Source organism: Devosia sp. Root105 (assembly GCF_001424865.1).
GTDB lineage: Bacteria > Pseudomonadota > Alphaproteobacteria > Rhizobiales > Devosiaceae > Devosia_A.
The window spans coordinates 316,166-334,080 of the sequence record NZ_LMCR01000016.1 but is presented as its reverse complement, the minus strand read 5'-3'; the positions used below and the strand labels follow the sequence as shown (position 1 = coordinate 334,080).

Sequence of the window (17,915 nt, the reverse complement as noted above, 5' to 3'; positions counted from 1 at the left end):
TCGCACTGGAGTGCAAGGCGATCAAGTCAACATTCGTGACCTGTGGGTTACCGCTTAGGCAGCTTCGAGCAACGCCGCGAACAGTTGCCTGCCGTCCGTGCCGCCATGCGCGGTCTCGATCAGGTTCTCGGGGTGCGGCATCAGGCCGAGGACGTTCTTCTTATCGTTGAACACGCCGGCGATATCGTTGAGCGAGCCGTTCGGGTTGGTGCCCTCGGCATAGCGGAACGCCACCTGGCCATTGCCTTCGACGGCAGCCAGCGTCTCGGCGTCGGCGAAGTAGTTGCCATCGTGGTGGGCGACCGGGCAGCGGATCACCTGGCCCTGGGCGTAGCCGCTGGTGAAAGCGGTGGTGGCATTCTCGACCGAGAGCTTCACTTCGCGACAGACGAACTTCAGCGAGGCGTTGCGCATCAGCACGCCCGGAACGAGGCCGGCCTCGCTGAGGATCTGGAAGCCGTTGCAGACGCCCATCACCTTGACGCCCTGTGCCGCCCGCTCGCGGATGGTATCCATGGCCGGGGAGCGCGCCGCAATGGCGCCGACGCGCAGGTAGTCGCCATAAGAGAAGCCGCCGGGGATGACGATCAGGTCGACCTTGGGGATCTCCGCATCCTTGTGCCAGACGATCGCCGGCGCCTCGCCGCCGATCTTGGTGAGGGCCGCGATCATGTCGCGATCACGGTTGAGACCGGGGAACACGACGACGGCGGCTTTCATCGGCAGCAGCTCCAGATGCGGGATGCCGATCCTTTGGTCAGGTCTTGGTGGCAAAAGCAAGGGCGGAACCGCAGTTCCGCCCGATCGGCTGTGGCTTACTCGGCCGGGAGCACCGCAGCCGGCTTGATGGTGCTGCGGCTGCCGGGCGTGCCGGGGATGTGGGCCCAGGCCGGGCGCTCGAACAGGAACCTGCCCCAGCCGGTCTTCTCGATCAGCCAGTGGAGCACCAGCGGCGACAGCAGGGCGATGGTCATCACGATGACGCTGACGGTGCTGACGTCGGGGATCAGGCCGGTGCTCTCCAGCAGGGTGCGGCTCGCGGCCATCGGGATCGAGAAGCTGAGATAGACGACGATCGAGTGCTCGCCGAGCCAGCGCAGCCAGCCCATCCATGGCAGCCTGATCAACAGCGCCGCGGTGAGGCAGACCGCGAGCGAGCCGACGAAACCGAGCGCCAGGTGCAGCACGGGCAGGGCGGCATAGCCCATGGTGATGCCGCGCGGGTGCAGTTCCGAGCCGCCGCCGAACACCAGGAAGCCCTCGATGAAGGCATAGGCCACGAGCGCCAGCGCAGCCCAGAGCACCTGCCCCTGCGCCGCGGCAATGATGCGGAACACCAGCGGCGCGAAGGCATAGCCGGCGTAGAAGTAGACGAAATAGGCCGCGAAGTGGTCGACGAGGGCGATGCCTGTCGTGACCGGGAAGATCTGCAGCCCGGCGGCTGCAGCAAGCGCCAGCCAGTGCGGCACCTTGCAGCTGAAGAGCAGCTTGGTCACCAGCGAGTAGACCGCCAGCATGTAGATGAACCACAGAACGCCGTAGGGTTCGACGATGGCCCAGAGGATCTGGCTGCCGACGGCAGCGAAGTCGCCGGTGCCGAGACCGACCTTGAAGACGATCTGCAGCACGGCCCAGAGCGCATAGAAATAGAGATAGTGGACAATCCGGCGATCGGCATAGGCGGCCCAGGGACGTGCGATCACCTGCCCGAGGAACAGGCCGGAGATCAGGAAAAACTCCGGCATGCGGAACGGGGTGGCCCAGCCGATGATGTAATGCAGGACGCCGGTGCCGTTCAGGTCTTCGCCGACGCCGTAGGCCGAATGCATCATCACCACGAGGATGATGGAGAGGCCCTTGGCGGCATCTACCCAATCGAGACGGTTGGCTGCAGTCGGCATTCTCTGGGGCTCCCGGGGCGCGTCCCGCGCGTTGTAACGCCTGGGATCGCATCTGGGACGAAATGCCTGCACTTAGGCTTAAGCCAAGTGCTTAATAACTAAAGATTTATCGAGCTGCGGGCCCGCCGGCCCGCCGCGCTGCCAGTGTCAGAGCGGCAGCGACAGGTGGGTGGCGAGCAGGACGCCGATGGTCATGAAGAACAGGGCAGAGAGCGAGAAGGTCTTGATCATTTTCGATATCGGTCGGCAGCGCGAAACTGCGCTTAGGTCAGGGCGGTGTTTAGGTCGGTTCGCGGGACCGGAATAGTCACGGCCCGTGCATGGCTCCAATGCGCCCCTATGGCTGAATGGAGTCTGAACCAGCACGGTTAATTGGAGGGTGTGATGCGACGGTGCGCCTATTCGGTGAGCGCGGGGCGGCGAAAAAGTGGCGGCGGCCACGTTGTGGCATCCGCGTCACGCGACCAAAGTCTAAGCCGGTCTGCCTATGCCGATATGGGGCACGCCTGGTGCCCATCCGCCGATGACACCGAGTGGAAGGCGGCGGCAGCGCGCCGCCGCAAGCGCTCTCGATGGTACGAGGCGAGCCGCGGCGCTGCCGAAAAACGCTAAGGCTTACGCCTCAGACGGGGACCGACGCGTAGGCGGCGAAAAGCAGGCCGAGCGCGAGGAAGAAGGCAATCGACAGGGAGAATGTCTTGAGCATCGGGGCGGTCTTTTACTGGTACAGGCTCAGGGTTACGCGAGCGGCCCGTACCATAAGCGGTGAATCTTAAGGCGTGATTTCTATCGTGTAGTTTTCGATGACGGTGTTCGCCAAGAGCTTCTCGCACATCGCCCGGACATTAGCCTCGGCCTGTGACAAATCGGATTCACCCAGCTCGACGTCGAACACTTTTCCCTGCCGTACGGCACCGACGCCGGAAAAGCCGAGGCTCTTCAGCGAGCCCTGGATGGCCTGACCCTGGGGGTCGAGGACGCCGGATTTGAGCGTGACGGTGACGCGGGCTTTCATCGAAAATTCCCGAAACAGGGCAGGGGGTAATACCCTGCATTTTCAGTGGTCGCGCGGTCGAACCGGAAAGGTTTGCAACCTTTCCTGGCCACGCTCCGGGGCGGCTATTGCACGAGTCGCGGGCCGGTGGTCAACGCGTTGTCGGTTTCCACAAGAATACCGAGGCGCTGCGCCACTTCGCGGTAGGCATCGACCAGCCCGCCGAGGTTCTCGCGGAAGCGATCCTTGTCGAGCTTGTTGCGGGTCTTGATGTCCCACAGGCGGCAGTTGTCCGGGCTGATCTCGTCGGCCAGGACGACCCGCATCAGGTCGCCGTCATAGAGGCGGCCACACTCGATCTTGAAGTCGACGAGTTGGATGCCGACGCCCATGAACAGGCCGGTGAGGAAGTCGTTGACGCGGATGGCCAGCGCCATGATGTCGTCGAGCTCCTGCGGCGTCGCCCAGCCGAAAGCGGTGATGTGCTCTTCCGACACCATCGGGTCGCCGAGCGCGTCGTCCTTGTAGCAGAACTCGATGATCGAGCGCGGCAGCTGGGTGCCCGGCTCGAGGCCGAGGCGCTTCACCAGCGAACCGGCCGCGACATTGCGCACGATGATCTCGAGCGGGATGATCTCCACTTCCTTGATCAGCTGCTCGCGCATGTTGAGCCGGCGGATGAAGTGGGTCGGAATGCCCAGGCCGTTCAGCTTGGTGAAGATGTACTCGGAGATCCGGTTGTTCAGGACGCCCTTGCCATCGATGATCTCGTGGCGCGCGCCGTTACCGGCCGTGGCGTCGTCTTTGAAGTACTGGATCAGCGTCCCGGGCTCCGGGCCCTCGTAGAGCGTCTTGGCCTTGCCGTCATAGATTTTGCGGCGACGGTTCATATGAGCCCTGCCTCTCGGACAATGTAGGGAATTGCGGCGTTCATGCGCCAGAATGGCAGCCTAATGCAAGCTCTTTCACCGCCGGCGGGACCGAGTGGCACGTCGCGCCGAACTTACCAAATTGGGGGATGCCGGCGCCTCGCGCGCATCCAATGGCGCCGTGGATCGTTGATCGGATTGACCAAATGCCGCGACCGCCACCCGTTGATTTGGCTGGCGGTCCAGCTTATGTGCAAACCCATCGAGGGCGCCCGACTGCCGGGCAGATTTGCGGAGAGCGTAGATGTCGGGATTCAACGATCGCGAAAAGGGTCAGGAAGCGAAGTTTGCTCACGACTCGGAGCTGCGCTTCAAGGCTGAGGCGCGTCGCAACAAGCTGCTCGGGCTGTGGGCCGCCGAACACATGGGCCTGAGCGAAGAGCACGCCAAGCAGTACGCTGCCGAAGTTGTCGCTTCCGACTTCGAGGAAGCCGGCGACGAGGACGTGTTCCGCAAGATCTCGGGCGACCTGAAGGCCAAGGGCGCTTCGGTGTCCGACGACATGATTCGCCAGAAGATGGCGGAGCTCGTCCCCGTGGCGCGCGACCAGGTGCTCAACGAGGGTTGATACCCTCCCGGTAAGCCACCCGAAACCATCGTCCGGATTTGTGCCTTGCGCCCCATAGGCGCGAGGCGTTTCGTCTTGACCTCCGCAGGAGGATCGAGATGGAAAGCACACTGCTCATGGGCCGGCGCCCTGCCATGGCGCTGATTGCCGGCGTGATGCTGGCCTCGATCGCCGGCGTTGCACTGGCCGACGGCGCGACGATCACCGGCAACGTCGTCTATCGCGAGCGGATGCTGTTGCCCGAGGGCGCCGTGGCGACGGTGCGGCTCGAGGATGTGTCGCTTGCCGACGCGCCGGCCAGAGTGATTGCAGAAACCAGCGTGCCAGCGAGCACCAGCCCCACCGCCTTCAGCATCGACTATGATCCGGCGCAGATCGAGGCCGGGCGCACCTATGCCTGGCGGGCCAGCATCACCGCGGGCGACGAGTTGATGTTCACCACCACAGAGCGCCACACGTTCGATCCGCAGGCCGCCGGCGTCGAGCTGCTGGTGCAGCGCGTCGCGAGCAGCGAAGCTGCGACGCTGCCGCTGGCCGGCGCGTGGCTGGCCGAGGACATCAATGGCGGCGGGGTGATCGACAACCTGCAGACCACACTGGAGATCGCCGCGGACGGCAAGGTCTCCGGCAATGGCGGCTGCAACCGCTTCAGCGGCAGCGCTACGATCGACGGTGACAAGATCAGCTTCGGCGATCTGGCCTCGACCATGATGGCCTGCACCGAAGCCGCGATGGACCAGGAAATGAAGCTCCACGCCGCGCTTGCCGACACCCGCACCTACCGGATCGATGCCGAGCAGAAGAAGCTGTTCCTCAGCGACGCCGCAGGCAAGGTGGTAGCGCAGTTCTCGGCGATGTAGCGGTCAGGTCGGCCAGAACAGTGCGGCGCCCGCTGCGGCGCCGATTGCCAGCATCAGCACGCCGGCCGGTATGAAGCTTCTGGGAGCCCGCTCGGGGATGCCCATCGACGCCATGCCGAGGTTGGGCAGGGTCAACCCGATGGTCACCTTCAACAGCAGCAACCAGCCATATATGGTGACGACGATCGCCGGACCCGCCCATACTTGGTGCAGGCTGACGATCAGCAACGCCGACCACAGCTCGACCTGCATGATCTTGCTCACCAGCCCGGCGCGGCCACGGGCGCGGAGGTCGGCGAAGTACTCGCCCCAAAGTGCCGGCTGCAAGATGTGAGACAGGCCGACGATCAGGCTGCTGATCAGCACGACCAGTTGGACGAACGAGGGCGGATCAGTCAGGAACGGCCACATCCAGCGAAGTTATCGCAGATGCGAATCATTCGCAACTACGCGCAGCTAGATCCGCTGCATCAGGCGGGTGAACATCAACAAGCCCTCGGGCCAGGGGCCATGGCCGGAGGCGAGGTTGATGTGGCCGGCTTCGCCGGCAAAGTGCAGTTCGGAGCCCCAGGCGGTGGCCATATCGGCGGCGCGGTTGGGGGAGACGTAGCTGTCGTTGGTCGAGACCACCAACAGCGAGGGGAAGGGCAGCGGGTCGGTCGGCACGTTGTCGAAGCTGCGGCCTTCGCGCGGGAAGCCGGGCCCTTCGTGATCGGGCGGCGAGACGAGGAGGGCGCCCTTGACCTTGCCGGCTGGAAAGCGCGGCGCGGCATGCACCAGCGCCGAGACGGCCAGCGAATGGGCAATCAGCACCACGGGTCGCTCGGCGGCTTCTACCGCTTCGACGATCGCGGCGGTCCAGTCGCGCAGATCCGGGTCATCCCACTCGTCCTGCTCGACGATGCGGCCGGTGGAGAAGCGATCAGCCCAGCGGCGCTGCCAGTGGCCTGCGCCGGAATTGCCGAGCCCGGGCAGGATCAGGATGTCTGCGTCCGCAATTCTCATACGCCGCGCTTTCGGTTCATGAAGTAGGCGTGGCCATAGGGGTGGAGATCCACCGACGGCCCGTGTTTGTCGTAAAAGCCGACCGCGCCGGGAACAGAGAGCAGCCCCATACCGACGCCGTCGCCCAAGTGCTCGCGGCAGGCCTCAAGCAGGCCCTTGCCGATGCCGCGGCCCTGGAAATCGTCGTGCACGGCGAGATCGCCGCAATAGGCGACCCAGGCGAAATCGGTGAGGCAACGGGCAAGGCCGACGCAGCGACCGTCGAGGCGGGCGCTGACGATCAGGTCGGCGCCCTCGATCATTGCGGCGATGCGGTCGCGATCATTGATCGGCCGGGTCGCTCCGAGCGCGCTGTGGCCGACCACGTCGATATAGTCGTCGACGGGCAGGGCAGCTTCGCGCGCGTAGACGACCGCCATCACACCTCCGGTCCGAAGACGCGCTCGAACAGCGCGTCGACATGCTTCAGGTGGTAGAAATCGTCGAACATGGCGTCGATGTCCGAGGCGCTCAGCTTGGCGGAAACCTCGGGATCGGATTTCAGCAGCTGCGCGAACAGCCCGGCGCGGTCGCCGCGGGCCTGCCAGACCTGCATGGCGTTGCGCTGCACTGCGGCATAGGAATCCTCACGGCTGAGGCCGGCCTGGGTCAGCGCCAGCAGCACGCGCTGCGAGTTATGCAGCCCGCCGAGCAGATCGAGGTTGCGCTTCATGTTCTCGGGATAGACCAGCAGGTTGTCGATCAGGCCGACGAGACGGTTCAGCGCGAAATCCAGCGTGACCGTGGCATCGGGCCCGATCATCCGCTCGACCGAGGAGTGCGAGATATCGCGCTCGTGCCAGAGCGCCACGTTCTCGAGCGCCGGGGTGACCATGCCGCGGACGAGCCGGGCGAGGCCGGTGAGGTTTTCGCTCAGCACCGGGTTGCGCTTGTGCGGCATGGCCGACGAGCCCTTCTGGCCGGGCGAGAAGAACTCCTCGGCTTCCAGCACTTCGGTGCGCTGCAGGTGACGAATCTCGGTGGCGATGCGCTCGATCGACGAGGCGATGACGCCGAGCGTGGCAAAGAACATGGCGTGGCGGTCCCTGGGGATCACCTGGGTGGAAATCGGCTCGGGCTTCAGCCCCAGCTTTTCGGCGACATAGGCTTCGACCTGTGGGTCGATATTGGCGAAGGTGCCGATGGCGCCGGAGATGGCGGCCGTGGCGATTTCGGCGCGCGCCGCGACGAGCCGGGCGCGGTTGCGGGCAAACTCGGCATAGGCCTCGGCCAGCTTGATGCCGAAGGTGGTCGGCTCGGCGTGGATGCCGTGGCTGCGGCCGATGGTGATCGAGTACTTGTGCTCCTTGGCGCGCTTCTTGATCGCCGCCAGCAGCCGGTCGATATCGCCGAGCAGGATGTCCGAGGCGCGGGCCAGCTGCACCGCGAGGCAGGTGTCGAGCACGTCGGACGAGGTCATGCCCTGGTGCAGGAACCGGGCCTCGGGGCCGACGATTTCCGACACGTGCGTCAGGAAGGCGATGACGTCGTGCTTGGTGGTGCGCTCGATCTCATCGATGCGCTCGACGTCGAAAGTGGCGTTGCCGCCCTTGGCCCAGATGGTTTCCGCAGCCTCCTTCGGCACCACACCGAGTTCGGCCAGCTTGGTGGTCGCGTGCGCTTCGATCTCGAACCAGATCTTGAAGCGGGTCTCGGGTGACCAGATGGCGACCATTTCGGGGCGGGAATAGCGCGGAATCATGGGCTTATGGCTCTTTGTTCGCGTAATCGATACGTTACGCGGTAACGGCGGTAGCGGCGTTGCGGATGGCCGCGATGCGGCCGGCATAGGTTTTTGGGTCGTTGCCGGCAAATACCGAGGTGCCGGCGACATAGAGGTCGGCGCCGGCATCGGCGAGGGCCTTGGCATTGTGCTCGGTTACGCCGCCATCGACCTGGAGGTCGATCGGGCGATTGCCGATCAGCGCACGCACCTGCCGGATCTTGTTCAGGCTCTCGGGGATGAACTTCTGTCCGCCGAAGCCGGGGTTGACGCTCATCACCAGCACCAGGTCGACATCGCCGATAACGTGCTCGATGGCGGAAACCGGGGTGGCCGGGTTGATGGCGACGCCGGCACGCTTGCCTTCGGCGCTGATCGCCTGCAGCGAGCGGTGCAAATGCGGGCCGGCCTCGGCATGCACGGTGATCGAGTCAGCGCCGGCCCTGGCGAAGGCGCCGAGATAGGGGTCCGCCGGGGCGATCATCAGGTGGACGTCGATGAGCTTTTTGGTGAGCGGTCGGATGGCCGAGACGATCAGCGGGCCGATGGTGATGTTGGGGACGAAGTGCCCATCCATCACATCGACATGGATGTAGTCGGCGCCGCCCGCATCGATGGCGCGAATCTCGTCGCCGAGCCGGGTGAAATCGGCGGACAGGATAGAAGGCGCGATGCGGATCGGGCGGGACATGGGGCCTCGTCGGGCAAAAGCGGGTTGCTTACGTGGCTGATACCCCGCCCCAACCTCGATGTCATCCCTGCGAAAGCAGGGACCCAACTTGCAGCCAGCACGGGCTGACGGATGGGTCCCTGCTTTCGCAGGGATGACACCGAATTCTAGGCATACTTGGTGGTTCGATCCAATTACGGAACAGCCGTAACCGGATCGCCGTCCAGCGCCGCCGCGAGCTTGGGCGGCAGCAGGTCGAGCAGGTAGCCGAGCGACAATGGCGTCTGCCAGCTCATCGCGGCGCTGGCGAGGCCAGCGCCGTCGTCGAGCCAGATCGAGCGGCCCTCGGTGGCGAGCTTCAGGCCTTGATAGAGGCTCATGGCTTCGACCTTGTGCTGGATCTCGGCATTGTCGGCGGGCCAGATCGCTACGTCCATGTCGAGCAGCTCGATGAATTCGGGGCTGACGGTGATGCGGTTGTCGGGCTGGGCCAGCTTGTCGAGTTCAGCCGGGAAGCTGAGGCCGAGTTCGATCAGGAACTTGCTGGCGAGGTCATTGCTGCTCCAGGCGTCGAAGCTGCCGTCTTCCCTCAGGTAAAGGTTGGTGCCGGTCTTACCGGCAAGTTGGGGGTACTCGGCGCGAACGGCGGCATAGCGGTCAGCGAACGACTTGACGATGGCATCCGACTTCGTGGTGTTGCCCGAGGTCGCCTGGTCGATGATGGTCAGTTCCGCCTGCCACGGAGCACCCCAGTGCTGGTAGCCGGCCGGCGTCACCACCACCGGCGCGATCTTCGACAGGTTCCGGTACATCGCCTCGTCCATGGTGACGTAGATGGCGATGATCAGGTCGGGGCGCTGCGCGGCGACCCACTCGATGTTGATGCCGTCGGCGGTCATCACCTCGGGGGTGGCGTTGAGGGCTTTGCGGGCTGCCTCGGCCCAGGGCCAGGTGGCATAGGGGTGTTCGCCCCACCACTCCTTCACCCCGACCGGCGCGATGCCGAGGGCATAGAGGAAATCCTGCTCGTGCATGCCGACCGAGACGACGCGCTGCGGCTTCGCCGGGACCGTGGTGGTGCCGTAGATATGCGCGACGGTCACCGGGAAATCCTGCGCCAGGGCGGGCGCGACCAGGGTGACGAGCAGGGACAGCGTTGCAAGCAGCAGTTTCATCTCAAATCCCTCAAAGCATTATCGGGCGGCAATAGATTAAAGATGATGTCGTCAGTCAAGTTTTGCAGGGGCTGCTTCACATCAGAGCGAGCGGCGGCCCGTCGCATTGCCTTCGGCCCCGAACCGGCTATGACTTCGCGCGATTTGTCGGAGGCATGATGGACGGGTTTTCGTTCTGGCTGGTGTTTGGGGCAGGGGTGCTGAGTTTCCTCAGCCCGTGCGTGCTGCCGCTGGTGCCGCCCTACCTCACCTATATGAGCGGCGCGAGCTTCGACCAGCTGCGTGACGATGGCGCCACAGCTGGAGTGATCTGGCGGAAGAGCGTCTTCACCTCGCTGTTCTTCATCGCCGGGTTCTCGATCGTCTTCATCCTGTTCGGCGCCACGGCGACGGCGTTCGGGCAGGCCTTCCGCCAGGCGCTGCCGATCATCACGCCGATCGCCGGGCTGTTCATCATCGCCATGGGGCTGCACTTCCTCGGCGTCTACCGGATCGCCTTCCTCGACCGGCAGTTGCGCCACAATGGTCCGGGTGTGGCCAGTGGCCCGGTCGGCGGGTTCCTGCTCGGGCTGGCTTTCGCCGTCGGCTGGACGCCGTGCATCGGGCCGGTGCTGGCGGCGATCCTGGCAGTGGCCTCGACCAAGGAAACGGCGCTCGATGGCGCCGCGTTGCTCGGGCTCTACTCGCTCGGGCTGGGCGTGCCGTTCCTGCTCGCCGGTATCGCCATCGGACCGTTCCTCACCTTCTTTTCCGGCTTCAAGAAGCACCTGGGGATGGTCGAGAAGGTGATGGGGGCGCTGTTGGTGGTTACTGGGCTCTTGTTCCTCACCGGGCAGTTCACCCGCATTTCCTACTGGTTCCTCGAGACCTTCCCGGTTCTGCAGCAATTCGGGTAAGCGCGGCTTAACCGTCGCTGCCGAAATCTGACGCCGAACCGATCGATCACGGTTCCGTCAACAGCCCATTCACTGCCGCTCGCGATAGTCGCCGCAACCTTGGACGAGGATGCGACGATGGCTCTCGAAGCCTATGCAGAAGATACGCCGCCGCGGCCGCAGCGCCAGCGCCTGACCGTGGTGCCGGTGGCGACGGTGCAGCTGGCGCATCGGATCGACGAGGTCGCGGCGACCTGGGCGGCACTGGAAGACGGCCAGATCGAGTCGCCCGGCCAGAGCGCCGCCTTCACCCGTGCCTGGGTCAATGCGTTCGGCATTGCCGAGGCCGACCAGTTCTACCTGACGGCCGCCTTCGACGGCGAGCCGGTGGCGCTGCTGCCGCTGTGGCGGCGGCGCGTCAAAGGGGTACGGCTGCTGTCGTGGTTTCCAGGGGCCCATGTCGGCTGCAACGCGCCACTGGTCGATGCGGCGCGGCTCGCGACGCTCGGCTCGGTCGAGCGGGCGGCGCTGTGGTCGGCGATGCTGGAGCGGCTCGATGGCGCCGACCTGATCTACCTGAAATCGGTGCCGCAGCTGTTCGTCGGGGGCGTCGACATCTTCGCCGAGCTCGGCCAGACGATCGAGGCGGAGACGCTCTATCGGGCGCAGTTCGCGAGCTGGGACGATGCCAACACCACGCAGCGCTCGAAATCGCGCCGCAAGCACGATCGCCAGCAGGGCGAGCGGCTCGAGGCGCTGGGGCAGGTGGAGTTCGAGGAGGTGCGTGGTGGCCCGGAGGCCCTGCCGATCCTCGAGGTGATGTTCCGCCAGCGCGCGGCGCGCTTCGTCGCCATGGGCGTGCCGGATCCGTTTGCCGAGCCAGGCGTACGGGCATTCTACGACGCGACGCTGTCGTCGGCGGCCGGCATCGATGTGCGCCTGCATGTGCTGCGGCTCAATGGCGAGATCGTCGCGGTGCGCTACAATATTGCGCATGGCGAGCGGCTGTTCTGCCTCATCTCGTCGATGAGCGACGACGCGACGATCCAGACCGGCTCGCCAGGCAAGCAGTGCCTGCTGCGGGTGATGCAGACGGTGTTCGATGCCGGCTACCGTGTCTTCGACATGGGCGCCGGCTTCACCGACGAGAAGCGCCACTGGTGCAACCTCAAGCTGCCGGTGCGCCAGCACTACGTGCCGCTGACGACGTTGGGCGCGGTTGCCGCCAAGGGGCACTTCGGCTGGCAGGTGCTGCGGCAGAAGCTCAAGGCCAACAAGGCGGTAATGGGCGTGGTGAAAGCGGTTCGCGGGCGGATGCTGGCCGCCAGGAGCGCGGCCCCGGTGCCTGAGGCGTCAGACTAGACCGACACGTTGCTTCGTCCGGCGCAGATGTCGCGGACACAGCTCCGCAACCAGCGATGCGCCGGATCTGCATCCAGTCGCGGATGCCAGAGCAATGACACTGTGATCCCCGGTACGGCGACCGGCAGTTGAAAGCTGGTCATTCCGGCACGCAGATTTCCGGTGTGGCGCTCAGGAACTGTGGCGATCAGCTCCGAGGCACGTGCCAGAGCCAGAGCGGCTGCGAAGCCGGCGACGATCGCAACCATCTCGCGCTGCAAGCCAAGCTGTTCCAACGCTTCGTCGACCAAGCCCTTGCCGAGGCCGCGCCGCGAGGCATGAACGTGTCGGCCGGTAGCGTAGCTGGCAGGCGTGATCTCCGCCTCGCTCAGTGGGTGACCCGTCCTGACGACCCCGATGAAGCGGTCTCGGAACAGGGCGACCGCCCGCACCTCCGGCCCGGCCGTCTGGTCCACCACACCGGTTTCAAGGTCGATGCTGCCATCGCGTAACGATCCGGTTGCTTTTTCGGCTTTCTGCACGAACCACAGCCGCACGCCCGGCGCCTCTCGGTTGACGCGAGCAATGAGCTCTGGTCCGAAGTTCTCCACGAAACCGTCGCTGCTTCGCAACGTGAAGGTTCGATCCAACCGCGTGAGGTCGAGCATCTCCTGCGGCCGCAGCACCGCCTGCGCATCCCCCACCAACTGACTGACCCGCTCGCGGAGTTCGAGCGCCCGCGGCGTCGGCACGAGGCCGCGACCGGCCCGCACCAGCAGCGGATCGCCGGTGGTCTCGCGCAATCGCGCCAGGGCCCGACTCATTGCCGATGGGCTGAGGCGCAACCGGCGGGCCGCGCGCGCCACGCTGCCTTCAGCGAGGAGCACATCGAGGGTGACGAGCAGGTTGAGATCGGGCGTCGACATGCGCCGACTCTATAGTGATGTGGCGTTGAGCGCACGAATGAAGTGCAAATGCTGCGTGTTCCGCCATGCCAGGGAAAGAACTAGTCAGGGCTGACCAAGGAGAGCCTGATGCGTTCTGATATTCGTGCCGCGGTACGAGGCCCCGGATTGGCCCTCGCCGCGCTGTCGCTGGCGATGCTGCTGTCCTCACTTGGTACCAGCATTGCCAATGTCGGGTTGCCGACAATGGCCGAGGCGCTCGATGCCTCGTTCCAGGATGTGCAGTGGATCGTCTTGGCCTACCTGCTCGCCATCACAACCCTGATCGTCAGCGTGGGACGGCTTGGTGACATCATCGGCCGTCGGCGCCTGCTGCTGGGCGGGATTGCGCTGTTCGCCATCGCCTCAGTGGCCTGCGGTGCAGCCCCCAGCCTGTCCCTGCTGGTCGCCGCCCGGGCGTTACAGGGGCTCGGCGCTGCCATCATGATGGCGCTGGCGATGGCATTTGTCGGGGATACGGTGGCGAAGGCGCAGACGGGCAGGGCCATGGGGTTGCTCGGGACCATGTCGGCTGTCGGTACGGCGCTCGGCCCCTCGCTTGGTGGTCTGCTGATTGCCGGGTTCGACTGGCGGGCAATCTTCCTGGTCAACGTCCCGCTCGGTCTCGCGGCGTTCGTCCTCGCGTACTGCTGCCTCCCGGTCGATGGCCGCGCTGCGACAGTGCGGCGGGGCGGCTTCGACGGGGTGGGTACCCTGCTGCTCGCCATGACGCTGGCGGCATATGCCCTGGCCATGACCATCGGGCGGGGGAACTTCGGGTCGCTCAATATCGCCCTGCTGGCAGCTGCCGGGTTCGGAGTGGGGGTCTTCTTGCTGGCCGAGACGAAAGCCGCGTCGCCATTGATCCGGCCGGCGATGTTCCACCGGTCTGGACTCGGCGCCAGCCTCGCCATGAGTGCATTGGTGTCGACGGTAATGATGGCGACGCTGGTGGTCGGGCCGTTCTATCTGTCCCATGCGCTGGGGCTCGACGCCGCACTGGTTGGCATCGCGATGTCGGTTGGCCCAGTCGTTTCAGCGCTGAGTGGCGTGCTGGCGGGGCGGATGGTCGACCGCCTCGGCGCGCGACTGATGGTCATCGTCGGGCTCGTCGCGATGGTGGCCGGCGTGGTTGGGCTCGCTGCGATTCCGGTGGCGTTCGGTGTCGCCGGCTATATTGCTGCCATGGTCGTCCTGACGCCGGGCTATCAGCTGTTTCAGGCGGCCAATAACAGCGGGGTCATGATGGCTGCTGGCGCCGGCGAGCGGGGCGTCGTCTCGGGGATGCTCAACTTGTCACGCAATCTCGGTCTGATCACCGGAGCGTCCGTGATGGGGGCGGTGTTCGCGTTCGGGTCGGCGGCGGCGGATATCACGACGGCATCTGCGGACGCGGTCGCGGGCGGGATGCACATCACGTTCGCCGTCGCCGCGGTTCTGCTCGTTGCAGCGCTGGTGATCGGCACGCTGGGACGAACCGTCAGATGAGCTTCAGCCCCTTCATCGATGCGTGGCCCGACTTTCCGATGATGATGTGGTCGTGCACCGTAATCCCCAGCGGCCGGGCGACGTCGTTGATCCTCAGGGTCATCTCAACGTCCGCCTGCGAAGGCGTTGGATCGCCCGAGGGGTGGTTGTGCACCAGGATCAGCGCGCTGGCGCTCAGTTCCAGCGAGCGCTTGATCACTTCACGCGGATAGACCGGGGCGTGGTCGACCGTGCCGGTCTGCTGCACTTCGTCGGCGATCAGGCGGTTCTTCTTGTCGAGGAACAGGATGCGGAACTGCTCGATATCGTTGAACGCCATCTGGGCGCGGCAATAATCGATCAGCGTGCTCCATGAGTTGAGGAGCGGCATGTCGGGTACGAGACGATCCCTCGCGAAGCGCTGGGCGGCGGCCTGGATGATCTTGAGGTTGGTGGCCGAGACCAGCCCGAGGCCTTTGATCTCGTCGAGCTGCTGCGGGGTGGCTGAGAACACGCCGGAAAATGAGCCGAACGCTCTGATAAGCTCCTTGGCGAGCGGCTTGGTATCCTTGCGCGGGATGACGATCTGCAGGATCAGCTCCAGCAGCTCGTAATCCTCGATGTGTTGCTCGCCGAGTTGGAGAAACCGCTGCCGGGCACGTTCGCGATGGCCGAGATAGTGGGGCGGAGCCGCCTCGCCGAGTCCATCCGGCGATGGCTTCTCCCCCTCGCTCATCGGTCAGCGACGGGCATCGAGCGGGTTGAACAGCCCCCGCGGCGAGGAGGTGAAGATCTCGACGCCGGTCTCGGTGATGCCGATAGAGTGTTCGGCCTGGGCCGAGAGCGTGCGGTCGCGGGTTACCGCGGTCCAGCCATCGGCGAGGATTTTGACGTGCGGGCGGCCCAGATTGATCATCGGCTCGATGGTGAAGATCATGCCCGGCTTCAGCGGCACACCGGTGCCCGGCACGCCGAAATGCATGATGTTGGGCTCGTCGTGGAACAGCTGGCCGACGCCGTGGCCGACGAAATCGCGCACTACGCTCATCCGCTCGGCTTCCGCCAGCGCCTGGATGGCGGCGCCGATATCGCCTGTGGTGGCGCCTGCCTTGGCCGCAGCGATACCGGCGGCGAGGCCGGCATAGGTGACGTCGATCAGGCGCTCGGCCTTACGGCTGATCTCGCCCACCGGATACATGCGCGAGCTGTCGCCGTACCAGCCATCGACGATCAAGGTCAGGTCGATGTTGACGATGTCGCCTTCACGCAACGGCCGCTCCTCGGGGATGCCGTGGCAGACGACGTGGTTGATCGAAGTGCAGATCGAGTGGCGGTAGCCCTTGTAGAACAGCGTCGCCGGGATCGCGTTGTGATCCCGGGCGAACTCGTAGGCGAGCCGATCGAGCGCCGCGGTGGTGACGCCGGGCTTCACCGCATCGACCAGCAGGTCAAGCGCTTCGGCGGTCAGGCGGCCGGCCTTGCGCATGCCGTTGAAGCCCGCTTCGCCGTGCAGCGGGATGACGCCCGAGGTGCGGCGGCTTTTGGTTTCGGCTTCGACGTAGGTGATCATGGCAGCTCCGTTCGAAACGAAAGTAGGCGTTCGGGCCCAGGATTGGAAGTGTGTTGGCGTTGCCAGCCCACGGGCAATACTGTGGGCACCGGCCCCGATGACCCGCCGGATTGCTTGACCTTTCGGGCTTTGGTGAGGCAATGCATTGTGCCTCGCAAATCCGGGGCCACCATGCCATCGCCCGAAGCCGTTACCGCCGCCCTCGTTGTCATCGGCGATGAAATCCTGTCCGGCCGGACTAAGGATGTGAACATCGGCGCGACGGCGGATTTCTGCACCGAGCTCGGGATCGAACTCAGGGAAGTGCGCGTCGTTTCCGACGTCGAGGACGATATCATCGCCGCGGTGAACGCCGTACGGGCACGCTACACCTACGTTTTCACTACCGGCGGCATCGGGCCGACACATGACGACATCACCGCCGACGCCATCGCCAAAGCGTTCGGTGTCAAGCTGCCGATCAACGACGAGGCGCGCGCCATGCTGGAAGCGCGCTGGAAGCAGACCGGCACCGAGGTCAACGAGGCGCGGCTGCGCATGGCGCGAATTCCCGAAGGCGGGTCGCTGATCGTCAACTCGGTCAGCGCGGCGCCGGGCTTCCGCATCGGCAATGTCCACGTCATGGCCGGCGTGCCCAAGATCATGCTGGCCATGCTCGAGGCGATCGCGCCGACCTTGCAGGGCGGCAAGAAGGTGAAATCGATCACCATCCGCTGCGGCGTGGGCGAGGGCAGCATTGGTGGTCCGCTTGGCCGCATCCAGGACGAGTTCCCCGATGTAAAGATGGGCAGTTACCCGCAGATGGGGCAGACCTTCGTGATGACAGAGCTGGTGCTGCGCTCGTCCGACGAGGCGCGGCTCGCCGAGGCCGCCGGCCGGGTGCGCGAGATGGTCGCCGAGGCGCATCGCGCTGCCGGGCTTTCGACGGAAGTCGAGGCCTACTGAGTTTCCGGCCCGCAGGGGCCCCCGTTTGAGATCGAGGCGGCCGGGCCGTCCAGGAGAAGCAAGTGAACCAGACCCAGCAGAAATCTTTCCCAGTCACCTGGGACCAGTTCCACCGCGACAGCCGGGCGCTTGCCTGGCGGCTGCAGGCGCTTGGGCCGTTCGATGCGCTGGTGGCGATCACCCGCGGTGGCCTGGTGCCGGCTGCGATCGTGGCGCGCGAGCTGAACATTCGGGTGGTCGAGAGCGTCGCGGTGAAGAGCTACGACCATCAGAACCAGAGCGGCATCAAGGTGCTGAAGCCAATCGCCCCGGAGCTGCTGGAAAAGGCCCGCAATGGCGGCAAGATCCTGATCGTCGACGACCTGGTAGATACCGGAGCCACGGCGCGCGTGGTGCGCGACATGCTCCCCGGCGCGCATTTCGCCACTGTCTATGCCAAGCCGAAGGGCCGCGAGATGGTCGACACCTTCATCACCGAAGTAAGCCAGGACACCTGGATCTTCTTCCCGTGGGATCTCGACGTGGCCTATGTGCCGCCGATCTCCGGCGCCACGGACTGATCATGACTGGGGCGGAGGTTCTTGATCGCCGCACAAGTCCTGACGGCCTCCTCCACATCCGCATCGAGCGGTATGATGATGGTAGCCTGGCGTTTGGTTTCGAAGAGTCGGATTGGCACCAGCACCCCGATATGTTCGACGCCAAGGGGCGAACTCCCGAGCAAGTGGCTTGGGCGTTCGCTGATGACCTGGTCAACGACCGCTCGTCATCGTCCACAATCGCCAAGAGGATCGGTACTCGGTCCTCGATACGATCGAGTATGAACTGGAACTTTCGGGCACATATGCCCCGCTCGAGTTTCGATACTGGAGCGGTGGCAGGATAGACCGCGCCGAGTTGCTAGAGGGA

Annotated in this window: 20 protein-coding genes; 7 read left to right on the top strand and 13 right to left on the bottom strand. The window is 65.1% G+C overall.

Annotated elements, in window-relative coordinates:
* Positions 1-54 precede the first annotated feature (54 nt).
* From purQ to purC, 4 genes are all read right to left on the bottom strand, one after another.
* On the bottom strand, positions 55-720 hold the full coding sequence (gene purQ / locus ASC68_RS17790; RefSeq protein WP_055882145.1) for a phosphoribosylformylglycinamidine synthase subunit PurQ: 666 nt from the start codon (positions 718-720) through the stop codon (positions 55-57).
* 95 nt (positions 721-815) lie between these two features.
* Entirely contained in the window at positions 816-1,901 is a 1,086-nt protein-coding gene (locus tag ASC68_RS17785; RefSeq protein ID WP_055882143.1) for an acyltransferase family protein, read from the bottom strand.
* Between the two features lie 772 nt (positions 1,902-2,673).
* Complete coding sequence (gene purS, locus ASC68_RS17780; RefSeq protein ID WP_055882140.1) at positions 2,674-2,916, bottom strand: phosphoribosylformylglycinamidine synthase subunit PurS; 243 nt, start codon at positions 2,914-2,916, stop codon at positions 2,674-2,676.
* Positions 2,917-3,020: 104 nt separating this feature from the next.
* The gene (purC, locus tag ASC68_RS17775) at positions 3,021-3,785 is read right to left on the bottom strand and encodes a phosphoribosylaminoimidazolesuccinocarboxamide synthase (protein ID WP_055882139.1); all 765 of its coding nucleotides are present in this window, start codon (positions 3,783-3,785) and stop codon (positions 3,021-3,023) included.
* Positions 3,786-4,068: 283 nt separating this feature from the next.
* Between purC and ASC68_RS17770 the strand changes: the two genes are divergently transcribed.
* Both ASC68_RS17770 and ASC68_RS17765 read left to right on the top strand, forming a co-directional pair.
* Entirely contained in the window at positions 4,069-4,392 is a 324-nt protein-coding gene (locus tag ASC68_RS17770) for a DUF1476 domain-containing protein (RefSeq protein WP_055882138.1), read from the top strand.
* Between the two features lie 98 nt (positions 4,393-4,490).
* Positions 4,491-5,252, top strand: coding sequence for an META domain-containing protein (locus ASC68_RS17765; protein WP_055882136.1), 762 nt, complete (start codon positions 4,491-4,493; stop codon positions 5,250-5,252).
* Between the two features lie 3 nt (positions 5,253-5,255).
* On the opposite strand, the gene ASC68_RS17760 is transcribed toward ASC68_RS17765, so the two are convergent.
* The 6 genes from ASC68_RS17760 to ASC68_RS17735 all read right to left on the bottom strand — a co-directional run bounded on the left by ASC68_RS17760 (position 5,256) and on the right by ASC68_RS17735 (position 9,864).
* Positions 5,256-5,663, bottom strand: a complete 408-nt coding sequence (locus ASC68_RS17760; RefSeq protein ID WP_055882134.1) for a hypothetical protein — start codon at positions 5,661-5,663, stop codon at positions 5,256-5,258.
* A gap of 45 nt (positions 5,664-5,708) precedes the next feature.
* Positions 5,709-6,257, bottom strand: coding sequence for an alpha/beta hydrolase (locus ASC68_RS17755; protein WP_055882132.1), 549 nt, complete (start codon positions 6,255-6,257; stop codon positions 5,709-5,711).
* A complete protein-coding gene (locus tag ASC68_RS17750) occupies positions 6,254-6,676 on the bottom strand; it encodes a GNAT family N-acetyltransferase (RefSeq protein WP_082528248.1) in 423 nt (140 codons plus the stop codon). The genes ASC68_RS17755 and ASC68_RS17750 overlap by 4 nt, the downstream gene beginning before the upstream one ends.
* On the bottom strand, positions 6,676-7,998 hold the full coding sequence (purB, locus tag ASC68_RS17745) for an adenylosuccinate lyase (RefSeq protein WP_055882131.1): 1,323 nt from the start codon (positions 7,996-7,998) through the stop codon (positions 6,676-6,678). Before purB ends, ASC68_RS17750 begins: the two co-directional genes overlap by 1 nt.
* Positions 7,999-8,032: 34 nt before the next feature.
* Positions 8,033-8,710: a ribulose-phosphate 3-epimerase gene (gene rpe / locus ASC68_RS17740; protein WP_055882128.1), complete on the bottom strand. Its 678-nt coding sequence runs from the start codon at positions 8,708-8,710 to the stop codon at positions 8,033-8,035.
* A gap of 173 nt (positions 8,711-8,883) precedes the next feature.
* Positions 8,884-9,864: an ABC transporter substrate-binding protein gene (locus tag ASC68_RS17735; RefSeq protein WP_055882125.1), complete on the bottom strand. Its 981-nt coding sequence runs from the start codon at positions 9,862-9,864 to the stop codon at positions 8,884-8,886.
* A 155-nt stretch (positions 9,865-10,019) separates the two neighbouring features.
* Here ASC68_RS17735 and ASC68_RS17730 point away from each other — a divergent pair, with 155 nt between their 5' ends.
* A complete protein-coding gene (locus ASC68_RS17730; RefSeq protein ID WP_055882122.1) occupies positions 10,020-10,760 on the top strand; it encodes a cytochrome c biogenesis protein CcdA in 741 nt (246 codons plus the stop codon).
* Positions 10,761-10,877: 117 nt separating this feature from the next.
* Positions 10,878-12,101, top strand: a complete 1,224-nt coding sequence (locus ASC68_RS17725; RefSeq protein ID WP_055882119.1) for a GNAT family N-acetyltransferase — start codon at positions 10,878-10,880, stop codon at positions 12,099-12,101.
* Here ASC68_RS17725 and ASC68_RS17720 read toward each other — a convergent pair.
* On the bottom strand, positions 12,098-13,006 hold the full coding sequence (locus tag ASC68_RS17720) for a LysR family transcriptional regulator (RefSeq protein ID WP_055882117.1): 909 nt from the start codon (positions 13,004-13,006) through the stop codon (positions 12,098-12,100). The genes ASC68_RS17725 and ASC68_RS17720 overlap by 4 nt on opposite strands.
* Before the next feature lie 108 nt (positions 13,007-13,114).
* Between ASC68_RS17720 and ASC68_RS17715 the strand changes: the two genes are divergently transcribed.
* Positions 13,115-14,512, top strand: coding sequence for an MFS transporter (locus ASC68_RS17715; protein ID WP_055882115.1), 1,398 nt, complete (start codon positions 13,115-13,117; stop codon positions 14,510-14,512).
* Here ASC68_RS17715 and radC read toward each other — a convergent pair.
* Positions 14,505-15,227, bottom strand: coding sequence for a DNA repair protein RadC (gene radC / locus ASC68_RS17710; protein ID WP_055882114.1), 723 nt, complete (start codon positions 15,225-15,227; stop codon positions 14,505-14,507). The two genes, ASC68_RS17715 and radC, sit on opposite strands and share 8 nt — an antisense overlap.
* 3 nt (positions 15,228-15,230) lie before the next feature.
* Positions 15,231-16,061, bottom strand: coding sequence for a type I methionyl aminopeptidase (gene map / locus ASC68_RS17705; RefSeq protein WP_156384676.1), 831 nt, complete (start codon positions 16,059-16,061; stop codon positions 15,231-15,233).
* Positions 16,062-16,232: 171 nt separating this feature from the next.
* Between map and ASC68_RS17700 the strand changes: the two genes are divergently transcribed.
* Together ASC68_RS17700 and gpt are read left to right on the top strand one after the other, a co-directional pair.
* Positions 16,233-17,006 (top strand): molybdopterin-binding protein, encoded by a 774-nt coding sequence (locus ASC68_RS17700; RefSeq protein WP_055882110.1) that lies wholly within the window; start codon positions 16,233-16,235, stop codon positions 17,004-17,006.
* Positions 17,007-17,068: 62 nt separating this feature from the next.
* Positions 17,069-17,566 (top strand): xanthine phosphoribosyltransferase, encoded by a 498-nt coding sequence (gpt, locus tag ASC68_RS17695; RefSeq protein ID WP_055882106.1) that lies wholly within the window; start codon positions 17,069-17,071, stop codon positions 17,564-17,566.
* Positions 17,567-17,915: the final 349 nt, after the last annotated feature.